Here is a 16,675-nt window from a genome sequence, read left to right as displayed (position 1 = left end):
GATCTGTTCAGCAGCGACTTATTTCGTATACAGAAAACAGGCAAAAAACACGCGCTAATTCTGGACATCTCGAAACTCTAGTCCCAGTGAACGTTGCTCTTGCGGGCGGATCCCTGCCTGTCAGGCTGGAGTGAGAGCACTGATTCATAGCAAGTAAAATTCCCCTGAGACATGGAGCCCGCTGATTCTAGATTCTCAATCCATTTGAGCGGGAGGGACCAGGCGGATAAGAGAATTACAGGCTTCCATTGCCTCTTCGTCATGGGTTGCGAGTACAACTGTTGCGCCTGCTTGAGCTCGCTCACGCAGCAGCTGAATCACCATGGACCGATTCTTGGCGTCCAGGGAAGCTGTTGGTTCATCTGCAAAAATACAGGTTGCTCCCTTTGCGATGGCTCGTGCTAAGCCCACACGCTGCTTTTCACCTCCGCTAAGGCGTGAAATGGTCTCAGAGCCACGCCCTTCTAAACCGACCATGGCAAGAGCGTCATCAATGCTCTCCTGAGCTTTCCTGCTCCGTACGCCCAGTGCGATATTATATGCCACGCTCTCTTCATCCACCAGACCGTAGTCTTGAAAGATGAAAGTCGCTTGATTTCGCCAGAAAAGTCGGCGCTTCTTATCAGACCACTTTGCCGTGGCCTCACCATTGACCAGCACTGCACCCTCATCAGGGGCGATCAATAGACCCAAGCAGTGCAAGGCAGTCGTCTTTCCTGCGCCGCTCACACCGACGAGCCCTGTGATTTCCCCTGGAAGGCACAGCGCATCGATATTAGTCAGCACATTTTTCGACGCAGCTTTAACGCCGACATTGGACATTTGTAATTTCAAGGATCCACCAAACGTAGTCAAAAGTTGCGGGGTAATTTCTACTGCTCCAATCGAGGTCAAGGGCTTCTGCTGATGAGACTCGTGAAGCGGTGACGTAGAGCGCGACTGTGTAGATATACGCTCATTGGAAGGTACGTCAAAGGAAGAAGTAAAGCCCACCAGGGCGATAGTTCCAGTTGCTTGAGAAAAAGCACACTCAAGGCCGAAATGAAGATTGCGGATATTGACTCCCAGATGATGCGCCAGCGAGCAATCCAAGCCCAGCTAAATCCGGCTGTACGCTGAACGAATATTCTCCGGGAAAGCCTGTGTGCCCAGACTTGGGCTCCGACCGCAATAGTCAAAGCCAAAGCAGAAAGGACCAACCCCAACGACAGCCATCTGAGCCACAAAGTCTGGTTTAGCAGCTGCGCGCGAAGGAGGCCGGAATCGGCGGCGCGATCAACAGAGAGGATTACATCGCTGGCTCCGTTGGCATCGAAAGACTGCCGCACGGCATCGGCATTGCTAAATAGCAAATTACCCGTTGAAGCTGAAGACAACAGCAAATTGCCCGTGAGCGATTCTCCTGCGTTGTCCACGACGATGACGGTCGGAGTACTCTCGAATTCCATCTCTCCCGTGACTCCACTGATCGCCGCAAAGGGTTTTTCTCCCTGCCACCGCATAAAGTGCACCCCGGAAGCCTTAAGCCCGTCTGAGTCAGCAAGCCATAGAGGTAGTGAATCTTTCATGACCTGCGCGGCGTCTTGAGGGAGATCTGCCTCGTGTGCAGGATTCCAATCCGCCCCGTTTAGCGACTCGATCCCCATCAGCTTTAGGAAAGTCATGTCCGTAATAATTACAGATAGAGTCGGATCACTCGAATCTGATCCGGCAGGCCCAGAATATAGACTTATTGCTTTAGAGAAAGCCAGTTGCTCCCTACTCGACATAGCCCTTGCCGCTTCCTTGACTGGGTCCTCCAGCTCTCCATCAGCAGACGAAGCCCGAATCGAAACCCATCCGTCCAGCCGAGACCACTCTTGCGCCTGATCTGCCGCCTGCTGCGCGCCGATTAATCCTGACACGAGAAAAGGAAGCGTTAGTGCGGTGATGCCTACCGATAGTAGACGCAACATTTCACTAGGTGCGCCAAAGCCTGCTCCAGGAAATTCTCTTCGTGCAATAGCTTGCCGAGTCGGCCATGACAGCGCCACGACAAGGGCCCATATTATCAATATGAAACTGAGCAGTATCAGCAAAGCAACTGCGAGCGTGGACATGAATTCCACTGCATATTGCAGGCCACTCAAGATGAGAACAGTGACCCCCGCTACGGAAGCAAGCAGCCCTATAGGAAGCGCAACGCGGCGAATAAGGACACCGAGATCGCCCCTTATGATCTCAACGTTGGACTTCCCCGCCAAGAATTCGAGATCGTGGAGCCGAGCTCTCGACAAACCCCACATCAGCACGCTCGTGACTACAAGGACCCCGGAAGTCAGCAGTGCAAGTGCAGCCCCACTTTCAGCCAGTGATTGCATTAGCATTTGTCGCCAGTCGTAGTTCGTCCACCAAGCCTGGCCTCCCAGGCTTTCAATGACCTTTGTGAAGGATGCCCGCTGCTCTGCGCTTGCGTCAGCGGGCACGTAGGACGCTTCAAGGCTATGGCTACCGAGATCCGCAGCGGAAAGTATCTCCATGTGATGCCACGGCAAGAAAGAGGTCGGAGCAAGTCTTTCCTCTGGGGAAGTCGATCCTAATGAGTAGAGAACTCGCGCAGTCGGATCTTCATCGGCAGGAGCCTGTAAATATAGGGGAACGGCTGTACCATCACTCCACTCGGTCAGGCTCTGGAGGACTTCCGCTCTGGAGGCCGTGGAGTCTTCCAAAGAGACCAACACGGTTGAACCTGCACCTAGCGGGAAATATCGATCAGAAATATTGATAAAAATACCTGCCAAAAGTACCAAGATTGCCGCGGCGATAAGGGAGGACGCTGTCAAAAGCTTCTTCAATAGGTTTCAAATCTCCGATTTATGGTCAGCAAGCAAAGCAAACCGGGCTCAATATCAAGAGCCCGGCTTACTCAATGGCAAAGTATTCGATCAGCGCACGTTGTAGTAGTAGTGAACGCCTGGCCAGCGCGACGTAAAGCGAGCGTCTGCCCAGGTATTCTTTGCAACCCAGCCGCTACTTTTGGTGTTTCCACTGGAATCCTTCACAGCCGAGCTGTGTGTTTTGTTCTGATTGAAATACTTTGAGTATGACCAGACGAGATTTGTCCCGCGATCCCAAGTTCCACCTTCCGGAGGTGACGATACTGCTGCATGGGCGGCAGTCGCCCCTCCCAATAGCAGTGCGCCAGCTAGTGCGATACTTGCAAATTTACGCTGCATGAGCTTCCCTTTCGATTGATGACGATGCGACCCGCTTGGGTATAACGCCATCCTATCGACCATTTTCGTTAAAATCGATCCTTCTTAGTAAATGAATCGTCGCACCTAAAACCCGTAACATTTTGCGCTTCGATATCAATGCGTTGCCCGTGCGTGTCTCTATCCACGAGTTGTGGCAACGCTATTTCTCTTGGAATGTCGCCAGATGAAACTGTCCAAGTTGTCCGCCGCACGACCACAGATTCGGATCGCAGAATTACTTTCGATCCGCAAACACGTCCGGGAGTATCAGCATTGCTATCCACTGCTGCATTGTGTTTAGGAGAGAGACCCGAAGCTATTGCCGAGAGGATTGGAGATTCTGGCAGTAGTGCGCTTAAACAGTTGACGGCGGATGCCATTAACGATTTTCTGGCGGGCCACCGAGAATGTCGAAACAAACTGACTAAGGATCTGGGTATATCAGCCAGGTTCTACAACGCGGAAATGAACGAGCAAACTTTGGAGCCAACCAAACCCTTGCTGAAGTACGGACGACCATGGGAACAAATTACTAGCGCTCAACAGTTGTGTGCGCCCATTAGCAGCTGAGATTTCCAAAGTGCTTCACCCCTGATCCACCAAGTAGAAGTGAACCACTTAATCATCTCTGGTTTGCCTAGGATGAAGTAGATCTGCACCGCAGAGGGTTCCTTGGGTTCTTGCGGTTGTTTTCGTTGTGGTTGCTATCTTCGAATTTCTTGGGGGTTTCTACCTATTGGCTATAGCACTGATCTTTGCTGCTGTGTAGTGCTGGCGGCTGGCACAGATCACGGTGACGGTTGACACGAGATCGGTCATTCTTACCGGCCCTGCCTGGAAACGGGTTGTACCGCGACAGAACGTGCATGATGTGTCGGTCGCATCGGATAACGGCATGAACCTTGGCTTGGTGAACTGGCCTGTCACGACGCATAAACGCGACTCCCTCACGAGATTGAACATGGGAGGATCTGCCTCCGTAACCTTCTCAGATTCAAAAGGTCACCGGTACCAAGTCGTATTGGCCAACCCCCAAGACGCCACGCAATTTGCGGAATCGATCGCTGACTAAGCCTTGCTCCACCTGTCGGTATGAATCATCAGCAGAGCGAGGCCAGCTTACTGCTGAGCAGTCCCGTAGGAGGTTCCCCATAGAGTGCGATGAAGAAGGTAAACGTTGCTGTGTTTGAATGAAGTATGAAAGCTTCGAGTAAGGCCGTTTGCCTGACAATAGGACTCCTGCTGACTCTCGCAGGAGCAGCAGGTAGTTTCGTGATGTTCTTGCAGCCATGGCGGAGCTGTCCTGAGATTGATGACAGTTCTGCGGGCTGCCCTGCGACATCAAGCGACACAGCTTTACTTGGGCTTGCCATAGCTGTATTTCTCTTTGGCATAGCGTTCTTGATCATGTCCAGGAAGCCAGAGCTGATTCCGCTCGACGCTGCCGGCCCCTTTGGGAAACTCGACTAAAGTCCGAGACCGAGTCGCATCAGCAATTGGGCGGCGCTCTGCATCTACCTTGCACCGTCCCAGTTGAGGTTCCTCATACGGACGGCACGACGCAGATTGGGGGACTTCGGAAAGGTATGGATGACTCTGGGGGCCGACACCCGTCATTGGTATTTTAGCTAAATTTCTTAAGTTTCCACTCGGGTCCGTAGCTGCTCTTTGGTGAAGTTGATACCGGCACGGGAGAGCAACTGCATGCGTAATCCGTCGATGTTCCAGCTCACCCATCGGGCGAACTTGCGTGATCGGCTCAACGCGAGGGAGAAGTGGGTGTAGTCGATGACGGGAGAGTCGTCGAGCTGCACTGGATCTTCGGCAATCTCGGAGTTGGCGGTGGGGAGGTCAAAGGCCGTGGTGAGGAAGTGCAGGTGAAATCCCGCGGACTCACTGGACAATTCTTTCTACCGACTCATGGATGGCACGTGCGATTTTCTGGATTCGGCATTAAACATGGAAGCATCCTGCAAAGACCGCGGGATGCTTCCATGCGAAAGAGTCTGTTGAGACATGAACAATCATAGCCACTGTCGTTGCAGATGAGGTCTCTCCCTCATGGGGATTCAGCAATCCTGGACGGCTCCGACGATATCAACCATCACCAGCACCGCGACAGAAACCTCAGCCGTGTGATGCAGACGATCAGAATAATCAGGGGTTTGACCTCAGACTTTTCTCTATAGTTCGGTTACTCTCGCTATTTCATCAAACTTGATGGTGACTGACTCCGCTGATCCATCACTTATCATTAGATCGGCTGTCTTCTCAAACGAATTCCAGCGTGCCGTCACTTGGACAGCACCGACAGATTCCAAAGCCACTGTCCCAGACCCGTTGGAAGATGGAATGCTCACTTCATGGCCGTTGACCGTTACTGAAAGGTTCGCAGGAACTTTTACGGTAAAACAATCATTTTTTGCACAAACATCCATGACGGCATCCACAGATAGTGACTGGGATGTATCTGAAGTTGAGCAACCAGCTGCGATCAGAGCAAATGATGCAAGGGCTAATCCCTTTGCCCAGGTGCGTCCTAGCATCGGTAAGACCCGGCTTGGCTTGATTTCTGCCATAGATTTGAGCTCGTATTCCATGAGATTCCGATTGAAGACTTACCTATACTAAAACCGGTCAGCTTTGTAGAGTTCCAAGAATGCCCATATTTCGCAAAAGCTTGAAGGCATTTAGTTGAACTCGTGGTTAGCGTATAGGTCAAAGTTCCTTTATATGTAGGACTGTGTCCGTAAAGCGCGCCGTAGCCCCAATCCTGGAACGCCCAACCCGCACCATATTGATTGTTGGTTTCCAGCCATCCAGTTTTCTCACACTTGTTATAGCTGTTGCACCCCACAAAGGAAACACCCTTGTTGGTGACGGCGCGGTTGAACGTAATTGCTAGCCCGTCGGGTCCACCGATCTGAGATTTGCCGCGTGGACACTCGGAAAAGGGTGCATTCTTCCAATTGTATCGAGCATACGCATAAATCTTTGTCCCAGATTTTACAATCTGGGGGCGAGAAATATTTATGTCACCTGCACTCGACGAAGGCTTGGTAACTGTATCCCGGGACGGCGAAAACCGATGAAAAGACGCGTTCATCATCGCTGATGCGGCGCGCACCATGCCGCACACGCTGCGCAGTATCCAGGTCTCGGACGAGGATGAAGCCACCCTGGGCATGCTCACCGGATTCGACTTGGATCTGGCCCGGCAGGTCACCCAGACCAGCAACAGGATCCGCGGGTTGTTCACCCAGATCCACCCGCCACTGGAACGCGTTCTTGGCCCGTGGCTGGAACACGACGCGGTGCTGGAGGTCCTCGCAGCCTGGCCGACACCGGCGCAACTGCAGCATGCTGGCAAAGCGCGGATCGATGCGAAGCTCAAGAAGCAGGGAGCCCGCCGGCGCACTGCTTGGGCCGGAGCCATCCTGGATACGTTGGATGAGCGAACCGTGGTCGTGGTCGGCACCGACGCCGCAGGTCTGGTCATTCCGCACCTTGCCCGCCAGATGATTTACTTGCATGCCCAGCGCGTAGACGTGGCCACGCACTTGGAAGCCATGGTGGAGGCCCACCCTCTTTACTTGGTCCTGACATCCATGCCAGGGGTCGCCGTCAAGACCGCCGCGGTCATCATCGCCGAGACCTCCGGCAAGCCCTTCACCAGTGCAGTGGCGCTGGCCTCCTACGCCGGGCTTGCGCCAACCACGCGCCAGTCGGGCACCTCGATCAAGTCCGAACGCGTCAGCCATTCAGGCAACAAACGACTGAAACGAGCGCTGTTCCTTTCGGCGTTTGCTTCCATCCGTTTTGATCCGACCAGCCGAGAATACTAAGACCGGAAACGGGCTCAGGGTAAACGCCATAACCAAGCGCTCATCGCACTGGCCCACCGACGGCTCACAGTCCTGTTTGCCATGATCCGAGACGACTCACTTTATGATGTTCCGGAGCTGAAAATTGCTTGACACAGAACATAGGGGCACCCCCAGCCGAATTAGACCATGACCAAGAAGGACCTTAGAAGGAAATCGGCTGTCTGGTTAACTGCCGCGAAGCCTGGATATGCCACAGTGTCGATGACGCTGAACAAGAAGTAAACGTCGCATACTCGTGATTGTTCATCGCTGGTTTTGGACCGTTGAAGTGTGGCCACTCTGGTCCACAGAACGTCAAGCTAAGCCTGTTCAGTGCTTGCAGATGCAAATGGCTAGGTGCCCAATAGGGCACCTAGCCATTATGCAGGGTTCCCGCACGGATGAGAGAGGTGAAACGCTCAATCCGAACAGTGCGTGGCGTCGCCATGAGACTGAACCACGCATGAAACTAGGCTAAACCACCAGCTGTATGGTTACTTGCACACCACGCCCTGAAGATTTCTGGTTATTCATTAAGCCAGTTACCGGTGGACCAGTTCTCACGCGCTGAGTCGGTAGGCCGGAAGATACTCACCGCGCATGGTGCTGCGCCCTTGTCGCTTCCAAATTGAGTCAGATGGCATACCGCGATGAACGAGTACTTTGCGCTTTCGTGCGCTGCTCGTAGTTGATCTGTGGGGCATCATGGGCGACTTGCAGAGAGTTGATTGTTTCCTGTGTTTCAAGGGCTGTGTGAACCCGATGTCCCGAACTTTTGTGACAACTCCCGCTGGTGGTCCTGAACATGCGAGCATTCCCCGTTCAGGCTAGTCGTGGACGTTAGACGCAGTCTAGGTATGCCGTGAGGTGCCCGTCCCGTTGAGCACCCTGGGTCCTCGCAAGCTCGTCTCCAGGGTGTGTCGGGCGTCCGCTGGCGCGGCCGGCTGTTGGCCCGGACTTCGTCCGGTCTTTTCCTGTTTTTTGCTGCTGTCCTTCGGAGTGTACGGGCCATCTCCAAACCCACAAGCCGCTCGCTGCGCTTCGGGCGTGCTCCACCAGAAATTCTTGGTCCGCGCTCCTTCGTCGCTTCTTTCGGCCCAAGATTTTCGTGGATTGCGCACCCCTGTCGGGTTGATGGGTTTTCCGGCTGGCCCCGCTTCATTGCATTTCGCCAGCAGGCAAAAAACAACCGGGGGAGAGTTTAGGCGGGTGGCTGGCAACCTGCCCCTCTTCCGTAAAGCGAAGGGCAAAAACCTATGCAGACCACGACCAAGGACACCCGTGAAACCGTCACCGTCCCGGCAACTGTCGAACGCGACATGTACGGCGAAGGGTATGACTGGATGGAATCGCTGGCCGGCACTGGATGGCACGAAGTGCCTGGGTGGGGACGCGATGGATGGGACTTGGGATCCTGGCCCTACATCATCTTCGCCGCCGCCAAAACAGAAGACGAAACCGGGAAGCTCTTCGGATACACCACGTACGTGGAAGGCGACGTGACCGCGCGCTGGTACCGCAGCTGCGAAGCCCGAAACCTGGCCATCAGCAAAGAAGCCTTCTGGTACTGGGCCAGCGGGCAAGCGGACGGGCCAGAAGCGTTGGAAGGGATGAACCCGCAAGAGTTCAAACAGATCGACGGACTGTGTGAACCGTACATCCCGGACTTCGGGAACTAACCCAACACTTTGGCCCTGCACGCGTGAGCGTTCAGGGCCAAAGCTCTGTCATGGCCATTCTTCCAGCGGCGATGCGCTGCAAGATCAGCCTCGTTATTGAGGATGAATTTCTAGCCACAGGCACCGAGACTGCTTCGCTGCATGGCTTACGCAGGTGCCTGTCTGAGGACAAGCCCGTTCGCACGCCAAGATCCGCAATCCATGGCCAATCACCGGCCCGAACACATAAGCTCAAACCCGCTGCATCGGGAGAATCGGAACCGCGCTCAGCACTCGGCCTTAGGCGTTGGCCGCAACTCCGGAAGCTTGCCCCGCGGTAGTCGAAGCTGGGTCCTGGGCAGTGTCTTCGTTTTGTGCATCGGACGCATTAGGTTCCTTCGCTGGAGCCGCCAGCGGCAGGAAGCTCTTCAACTCCGAACCGCTGAGCCCCAGGCGCTCACCGATCGACTTCTTAGACTCACCCGTACCGAGCATCTGCTCAATTACGGACGCCGCTGTAGCGCGTGCCTTATCCTTCTTCGCTTCGGCAGTCGCTTGCAGCTCGGCGATCTTCTTCGCTGCGTCCTCATCGATCAGTTCGATCTCTTCCTCATGGATGAAGAACTTCGCCGCCAACTCGATCAGTTCTTCATTGCGACGCGTGATCTCCTCAGCCTTCGCCCGCGCCTTCTCCCGGGCGGCCACCGCTGCAGCAGACTTCCGTGGCTTACTCATCAAAACACTTCATCCTTCACCAACTCGAAAACAAAATTTTGCGAGGGGACACCCCTCGCGCACCCCGCCCCAAACGCGTTAACGGACTTCGCTGACGCTCAGGCTCTGTCCTGCCCGATGTTTCCCACCTGTGGACGGCTTTGAGATTAAGCGCCGTCTCCACCCGCCCACACGTGGAAAACATCGGGCCACGGTTTTACACAAGAGACTTGCCCTGGGCACAGCTGCGACCCTATCAAACCCACCTTGGACGCACCTGCACACAGCGAAGATCGCAGGTGCAAAACCGCACCAAAAACATCCTTCTTTTGATGGCCAGATCTCTTTGCCCGCCTCTGCACTATTTCTTCTTCGTTCCTCAAAGGATGCAGAGCCGACCAACATGATGGATCGGTAGCAGCCCTCCGGTCAGTGCCATCCCCGACACGAGAAGAGCCTTGACCCGCCAGTTTCCACTCGTACCTCATTCGGACGTCTCAAGATCTCTCACGCATCGTCGAAGTCCCCCGGCCCTATTTTCTCCCGATCCATCAAGACCAGATCTGTCACACCTCTTGCATCCTCGATAACTTTGGGCAGAATTGCTAGAGTCGAACGTGTGATGACCCTGCATAAGCTCAGTGCAGGGGACGGCTATCTCTACTACACCCGCGAAGTTGCCTCCGCCGATGAACTGCGCTCACCAGACCGGAAACTCGGGGATTACTACACCGTCACCGGCCACCCACCAGGCATCTGGGGCGGCAGGGGAGCGAAGAACCTCGGCGTGCAAGGTGAAGTCACCGAAGAGCAAATGGAGCTGCTCTACGGCCTAGGACAACACCCACTCACTGGCCAGATCGACCCAATCACGGATAAGAAGATCCCAGCGCAGTTGGGCCAACGCTACAAGCGTTTCGACCAGTTCGACGGCGAACTGGCTAAGAAGATTAACACAACCCTGGACGATTTCATCAGGCTCAAGCACCGCGAACCGACCGCTGATGAACGCCGCATCATCCGCAGCAAGGCCGGCGGCGAACACTTCTACAAACTTCACGGACGCAAGCCGAAGAACAAGGAAGAACTCTCCCAATTCATCTCCCGGCAAACCCATAAGGGCTCCAACGCCGTGGCCGGGTATGACATGGTGTTCTCCCCATCCAAGAGCATCTCCTACCTCTGGGGCGTCAGCGACCGCAAGGTCCAAGAAGTCATTGAGAAAGCCCATCACGAGGCCATCGAAGACGCCATGAAGTACCTGGAAACCAATGCGGTCTTCACCCGCCGCGGCAAGAACGGGATCCGCTCAGAAGACGTGGACGGCGGACTGATCTACACCTCCTTCCGGCATTACGACTCCCGTGACGGGGACCCGCAGCTGCACGACCACATCGTCGTCTCCAACAAAGTACTGGGCATGGATGGCAAGTGGAGCGCCATCGACGGGACCGTCCTGCACAAGTACGCGGTATCTGCTTCGGAGCATTACAACGCAAGGGTCATGCAGAACATCTGCCGCGACCTGGGACTCGCCACCACTCAACGCACGGTGGAAGGCAAGCGCCCGATCACCGAAATCGGCGGCATCCCCCTAGCCAGCATCGAGGCCGCCTCCTCACGCCGGACCAATATCAAAGCGCAGCTGAAGACCCTCGTGGACGAGTTCGAAGACAAGCATGGAAGGGCTCCGAGCCCGAAGCAGCTGATCAAGCTCTCCCAGCAAGCTACCTTGGAAACCCGTGCCGAGAAGAAGAAAGGCCTCTCCCTTTCCGAGCTCACCGAGCACTGGCAAGACAAATTCTCTTCTGTCCCCGGAGCCCTGGTAGGTGATGAATTATTCGCGGCCGCCCGCGAATACTCGGCCAGCCAAGAACCGGTTTACACACCGATCCAGCAGCTGCCAGAAGAACAGATCCGTGAGCTGGCGCAGTCCACCATCACCCGACTAGAGCAGTCGCGGGCGACATGGAATCAGGCGCACGTGGAAGCTGAAGTGCGCCGCCAAATCACCAACCACTACCAAGCCCAACCCGTCGCTGATGCGGTCATCGCCCAAGTCCGAGCCACCGCGATTGACTCCTTGAGCTTGAAAGTCACCCCTGACCTTCCCGTGCCTGCACCGGTGGCAGGGGCCATGATGGCGGTGCACAAGTACCAGAAACCCCACGCCGCCCTCTATACCTCCGAAACGGTGCTGGAAGCCGAACACAAGGTCCTGCAGGCCGCGCGCACTGATGTCATTCCCGCGGTCACAGCCGACCATTTCCAGAACGTCCTAGATAATTTCGAGGGCCGGCTGAACGAGCAGCAGGTGGCGTTGGCCCATGAATTCTCCTGCAGCACCAAACTCCTCGTAGCAGGCATCGGGCCGGCTGGCACCGGCAAAACAACCTCCATGAAACTGGCCGTCAACGCCATGAAACAAGCCGATCACCACGTCATCGCCGTAGCCCCTTCCGCCAAAGCAGCCACCCTGCTAGGCCATGAAGTCGGGGTCGAAGCAATGACCGTCGACCGGCTCCTGGCCACCGAGGAAAAGCTATCGCCAGGGGATGTGGTGATCATCGACGAAGCCGGCATGATCGGCACCACCCAATTCCTCGCCCTGATCGAACAAGCCCAAGAACACGGCGCCCTGGTCCGCGCGATCGGCGATGACAAGCAGCTCGCCTCCGTCGGATCCGGCGGGATCCTGCGCCTGCTCAACCACGAAGAACAGCTCACCCACCTGGAGGAAATCCACCGGTTCAGGAACCTTGACGGCACTCCCAACCTTGGCGAAGCCGCCGCGTCCCTGGCCCTGCGCGAAGCTCCAGCAGTGGGCAAGGATGACCCGTGGGCGTACTACCGGGCCGAAGGAAAAATCAAAGCCGGCACCACCGGTGACATGGCCGACCATGTGTTCGCCGCCTGGCAGAAAGACACCAACGAACACCGCACCTCCCTGATGCTGGCCGGCACCAACGAACAAGTCGCTGCTTTGAATCAGAAGGCCCAAGCCTATCGGCTGGGCAACAATGAACTGGATCCAACCCAAAAGATCCTTGGCCGGCATGACACGGAGATCTTTGTTGGCGATGTCATCCTGACCAAGAACAACGACCGCCGCCTCAGCGTCCACCAGGGCAAGGACTTCGTGAAGAACAACGACTCTTGGGTGGTCGAAGGCATCGAATCCGGGCACCTGCTCGCCCGCCACCAGCAACACCACGGACTGGCCGCCATCCCCGCCGATTATGTCGCTGAAAGCGTCATCCTCGGGTATGCAGATACCGTGCATAGTGCCCAGGGAGCCACCGTCGACACCGCCCACGCACTGCTGACCAAGAGCACTGATCGTGCCGGCGCGTACGTGGCGACCAGCCGCGGCAAATACGACAACCGCATCTATGTGGACCTGGCCGACGGGGACCGAGCCGAAACGGTCCTGAACGGTATTGCCGAGCGTACCGACCTGAACCTTACCGCCCACGAAACCGTGACTCGCGAATTCGAGCAGGCCCGAGACATCAACAGCCTCGGAATGATCTACCGGGACCTGGTAGACCAAGCCCAGACCGCCAAATACGAGCAGATCCTGCGCACCACCCTCAGCACCCCGATCGCCCAGCCAATCCTTGAAGACCCGGCCTGGGGCGCAGTTTCCCGGCATCTGGAGCGGGCCGAAGAGGCTGGGGTGAAGCTGGAAACCCTCATCGAGGACGCCTATTCACAGCACGACTTCACCGAAGCAGACAGCATCGCCGCGATCCTCGCATGGCGCATGGACACCCTGCTCGAGAACCGCGAAGCCACCCTCACCACCGCCGAACGCCCCCTGCGCGAGGTGAACCAAGACCACCTGCTCGCATTGAAGGAACGCGCATTGGACCGCTCCGAAGCTGCCGGCTCCTCGTCCCGCAAGAGCGCGGTCGAGCTTGCTGAAGCTGAAAAGATCTCACCGCTGACCCGCCGGCTGTACGGCCACCTGGGCGACGAAGAACTAGCGGCCCGGATCAAGCACACCGATAACGAACTGATCCGCCAGATCCCCTCAGACGTGGACAACAACGAAGCGTACCTTTCCTGGTCGCTGGGCAAGCTGCGCCACGAGCAGCAGCTGCGTCAGGACATGCCAGAACCACTGGCCCAGGCAGAGATCCGGGGCCGTGAGCATCGGACACTGGCCGGAACCAGCGGCACCGTCCTACGACGCATCAGTACCGAGCTGAAGCTGCGCGAACTGGAACAAACCCCGTTCGAGCAGCCCCGCGAACCCAACCGGTTGGGTGAATGGTTCGCCCCCCGCACACAACTGGCTGATCCGCGCCTGCCAGCAGCCTGGAAGGAACAGATCGAAGCGTACCGTCCTGTGGTTGATGCCGAGCACCAGAGGCTCGGAGCAGAACTCGCCCAAAACCCGCCAGCATGGCTTGAAGACCTGGGTCCAGTACCGGGGCGGGCTGACCGGGCGGAAGAGTGGCGCCGGCTGGCAGCTGAGATCGCCACCTACCGCCGCACCTACAACATCCCTAACTCAGAACCCACCCTGCTGCCCACACAGCATCTGAAGGACAACCCGGTGGCCCAACACCTGCGCAACCGTGCCGCCGAGCTTCATAAGCATTCAGAGCTGACCACGCGCAAGCCAATGCCCGACGACGCCAAGGAACAACTAACACAGCAGAAGGCCGATGAAGCGGGAACAGCCGTGCATCAGTCGGATGCGGCGGCGAAGATCGCGGCGTTACGCCAACGAGCCCAAACCCGTAATGAGACCACCCCGCAGGAGAAGGAGAACGCCATGAGTACTAGCGAAAACCATGCAGGCCAGGAAAGGTCGGGGGCTGCTGAGACGAATGAGTTGCTGGCCCGCCTGCGCAAGACACAAGAGGCGCAGCAGCAGGCAGCTGATCAGCAGCGCAAGCTCAAGGACGATGAAGCGCAGCGTCGCGGACCATCCGGACCGACCCTGAGATAAGGGGTTTGAACTACGTATCGTGTTGAATGCACGCTTGGGTTAATGACGTGGTCTAACATCCTGCCCCTCGCAAGACAGAAGGAAATCGGACATTGAGCAATAAGCAGCATGCTGACAATGGCAGTTGTTTGCAGAGGAGATGGGGCATGCGGATCAGCGGTGGGTGATGGTGCGTCACAGGGAAGACCATGTCTATATCATCGTCTTATCAGGATGGCCTAGGTCCGCTATGGCATGCCAAGAACGATCTCCGGGTAACTCAAAAAGCCTGCGCCAGTGTGGAAAAGGCTTATGGGCTGGAGACTGCGCCGCGACTTCGAAAACAAATGAAACAGCTGGAGCTGGTGGAGCGCGAGAACGTCTGGTTAAAAACACAGTTGGCTGCCGTGCAACGTGCGCAAAAGGAACGAGAGGCTCAGAACGTGGCAGCGAGAGCAGTGCGCCTCGCGAAATGGCGTGCCTTCAGTTTCCCGACCCTGCCGACTACTCGAAACCCTGCTAGCCACCTCGGAAAATTGCGACTCCATATGTACCGGTGCAAGCTATACGTCCAAAGGACGGTGGCTATGAAAGATAGCGGTAAGTGCTCTCTTTCATAGCCACCGGGCACTTAAATACGGTGCTTATCGTGATCTAGCCAAGGAACAAAACGACCTTTGTTGCCAGCTGCGATGAGATAGGTGAAACACAAAATTGCGCCGAGCTGAAGAAGACCTATCCATAGTCCGTTGGTCTGGAAGGTAGCAGGAAGCTGCGAAAGGCCCAAGAGAGCAAGGACGAGATAAAAGTAGTCGCTAAGAATAGCCTTCGGCTTACGTTTATTTTGCGACGTTGGGTTAGCTTCAGTAGCCATTGGGAACTTCTTTCCGGATTAGGAGAAACAGTTTTGCTTGATGTCGTTAATACCAATAAGCTCGGCGAACAGGCCACCAGCTACAGCTACAGCTGCATTTCGCTTTGCGGTTGCGCCCTTTTTGCTGTGGTACGCACGCCATATAATATTCACGCCTTTTTTGACGGATCCGAACCGCTTGACTAACTTATATCCAACTTTTGCAGCAGCTCCCCAAGGCATTAGGTTGGCACCCACTGTAGCAACACAAACAGTCCAACCCCAGACCGTATTGGGATCTGCTACGACAGGAAACGCCGTGTGCTCGTCAAACTCTACAGTTTGAGTCAAAATACCATTTGACAAGCTAAAACTAGTTTCTAGCTGCTTCCCGTTAGCGTCATAAGCCCATGGCTCGGATATGCCTCCAACATACTCTCCCTCATCATTGATGAAGCTTACTGAGCCATCTTTTTCTAGCTGACTCACAGAGCCGGATGGGGCCTCAAAAGGAAAATTATAGGTGTGGGAAGCTTCAGCAGATTCAATTGAAATCAGCGTCTGAGAACCGTTCGGTGTCTCAAAACTTGAAATCGAAGCCTCCTTCGTTTCTGTCGTCAGAGCAGGCTCGGTGGCATGTGCAATTAGAGTTTCTGGTACTCCCGATAGATCTGGCGTTGCCAGCTCTGCGGGCTTTCCTGGCAATGTAAGGCTCATGGAAGCGTTGCCATCAGTTACTTCGATAGAAGACTGGTCAACGATGAGTTTCTCGGAGGAATAATTTTCTAGGTCGAGTGGTGCTGGTTCCGCAGCAGAAGCTATATTCATGCCAAAGAGAGTTAGGGAAAGACAGATTCCGCTAATGCCTAATAGCTTTGTGCCTCGAATGAAAGTTAGATTTGCCCGCATAGTTCTCCGAAAATCGATATTTGACCCCTGTTGAACCCTTGATATGGTTCCTAACGTTACTGATCTTATTTGAAGAATATCAAAAAGTCAGGTCATTGGACTAAAAGATTCCAAAATTTTTGTAGGTGCCCGGCTCTACTCTGAAACTAGGCGGTCGTGAACCATTCCAGATTCCGGCCGGCACGCAGGCGCTGAAACGCACCATCAACTGCAGTGTCATGGATGTATCTGGAGAGCTGGTTGCGACGCTGAGAATCTCGGGTGTCCTGGGCGCAGTGGTTTTGAAAGCACCGCCTATCGAGAGGACTTCAAGGACCGTGAGCGTCACCTGGAAGATACAGCTTTGTTATCAACGTTGTTGGGGGACCCATTGGCGCTGGTGCCACGGCTTCAAAGGTCTGACCGCTCACGAATCATCACTTTGTATAACCAGATCTCTGACCCGCGCCAACCAGCGTGGGCACGGCTTGATAATGAACTCCGATTCGAAGGCCAAT

At 55.5% G+C, this 16,675-nt stretch carries 11 protein-coding genes and 1 pseudogene; 4 read left to right on the top strand and 8 right to left on the bottom strand.

Features of this window, described 5'->3' with window-relative positions:
• Positions 1–195 precede the first annotated feature (195 nt).
• The 3 genes from ACIOTL_RS17485 to ACIOTL_RS17475 form a co-directional block, all read right to left on the bottom strand.
• Positions 196–894, bottom strand: coding sequence for an ABC transporter ATP-binding protein (locus ACIOTL_RS17485; protein WP_400344107.1), 699 nt, complete (start codon positions 892–894; stop codon positions 196–198).
• On the bottom strand, positions 891–2,834 hold the full coding sequence (locus ACIOTL_RS17480) for a hypothetical protein (protein ID WP_400344105.1): 1,944 nt from the start codon (positions 2,832–2,834) through the stop codon (positions 891–893). Before ACIOTL_RS17480 ends, ACIOTL_RS17485 begins: the two co-directional genes overlap by 4 nt.
• Before the next feature lie 90 nt (positions 2,835–2,924).
• The gene (locus ACIOTL_RS17475) at positions 2,925–3,215 is read right to left on the bottom strand and encodes a lactococcin 972 family bacteriocin (protein WP_400344102.1); all 291 of its coding nucleotides are present in this window, start codon (positions 3,213–3,215) and stop codon (positions 2,925–2,927) included.
• A gap of 138 nt (positions 3,216–3,353) precedes the next feature.
• Between ACIOTL_RS17475 and ACIOTL_RS17470 the strand changes: the two genes are divergently transcribed.
• Positions 3,354–3,806, top strand: coding sequence for a hypothetical protein (locus ACIOTL_RS17470; RefSeq protein ID WP_400344101.1), 453 nt, complete (start codon positions 3,354–3,356; stop codon positions 3,804–3,806).
• A gap of 1,067 nt (positions 3,807–4,873) precedes the next feature.
• On the opposite strand, the gene ACIOTL_RS17465 is transcribed toward ACIOTL_RS17470, so the two are convergent.
• Together ACIOTL_RS17465 and ACIOTL_RS17460 are read right to left on the bottom strand one after the other, a co-directional pair.
• Positions 4,874–5,140, bottom strand: coding sequence for a hypothetical protein (locus ACIOTL_RS17465; RefSeq protein WP_400344099.1), 267 nt, complete (start codon positions 5,138–5,140; stop codon positions 4,874–4,876).
• A gap of 279 nt (positions 5,141–5,419) precedes the next feature.
• Entirely contained in the window at positions 5,420–5,836 is a 417-nt protein-coding gene (locus tag ACIOTL_RS17460) for a hypothetical protein (RefSeq protein WP_096256523.1), read from the bottom strand.
• Positions 5,837–6,299: 463 nt separating this feature from the next.
• Here ACIOTL_RS17460 and ACIOTL_RS17455 point away from each other — a divergent pair.
• Both ACIOTL_RS17455 and ACIOTL_RS17450 read left to right on the top strand, forming a co-directional pair.
• Positions 6,300–7,213, top strand: a pseudogene (locus tag ACIOTL_RS17455) (IS110 family transposase); the annotation flags it as partial.
• A 1,145-nt stretch (positions 7,214–8,358) separates the two neighbouring features.
• Positions 8,359–8,781 carry a hypothetical protein gene (locus ACIOTL_RS17450; protein WP_400344097.1) on the top strand — a complete coding sequence of 141 codons (423 nt, stop codon included), beginning with the start codon at positions 8,359–8,361 and terminating at the stop codon, positions 8,779–8,781.
• 279 nt (positions 8,782–9,060) lie between these two features.
• Here ACIOTL_RS17450 and ACIOTL_RS17445 read toward each other — a convergent pair whose 3' ends face one another.
• The gene (locus tag ACIOTL_RS17445; RefSeq protein ID WP_400344094.1) at positions 9,061–9,495 is read right to left on the bottom strand and encodes a hypothetical protein; all 435 of its coding nucleotides are present in this window, start codon (positions 9,493–9,495) and stop codon (positions 9,061–9,063) included.
• Positions 9,496–10,096: 601 nt separating this feature from the next.
• Here ACIOTL_RS17445 and mobF point away from each other — a divergent pair.
• A complete protein-coding gene (gene mobF, locus ACIOTL_RS17440; protein WP_400344109.1) occupies positions 10,097–14,437 on the top strand; it encodes a MobF family relaxase in 4,341 nt (1,446 codons plus the stop codon).
• Between the two features lie 610 nt (positions 14,438–15,047).
• Here the strand turns inward: mobF and ACIOTL_RS17435 are convergent.
• Both ACIOTL_RS17435 and ACIOTL_RS17430 read right to left on the bottom strand, forming a co-directional pair.
• Positions 15,048–15,290 (bottom strand): hypothetical protein, encoded by a 243-nt coding sequence (locus tag ACIOTL_RS17435; protein WP_013350258.1) that lies wholly within the window; start codon positions 15,288–15,290, stop codon positions 15,048–15,050.
• 18 nt (positions 15,291–15,308) lie between these two features.
• The gene (locus tag ACIOTL_RS17430) at positions 15,309–16,097 is read right to left on the bottom strand and encodes a hypothetical protein (protein WP_013350257.1); all 789 of its coding nucleotides are present in this window, start codon (positions 16,095–16,097) and stop codon (positions 15,309–15,311) included.
• Between the last annotated feature and the right edge of the window lie 578 nt (positions 16,098–16,675).

It is taken from the genome of Glutamicibacter sp. NPDC087673 (assembly GCF_044743255.1).
Lineage (GTDB): Bacteria > Actinomycetota > Actinomycetes > Actinomycetales > Micrococcaceae > Glutamicibacter.
The sequence above is the reverse complement of the archived record's forward strand: the minus strand, read 5'-3'. Positions and strand labels throughout refer to the sequence as shown.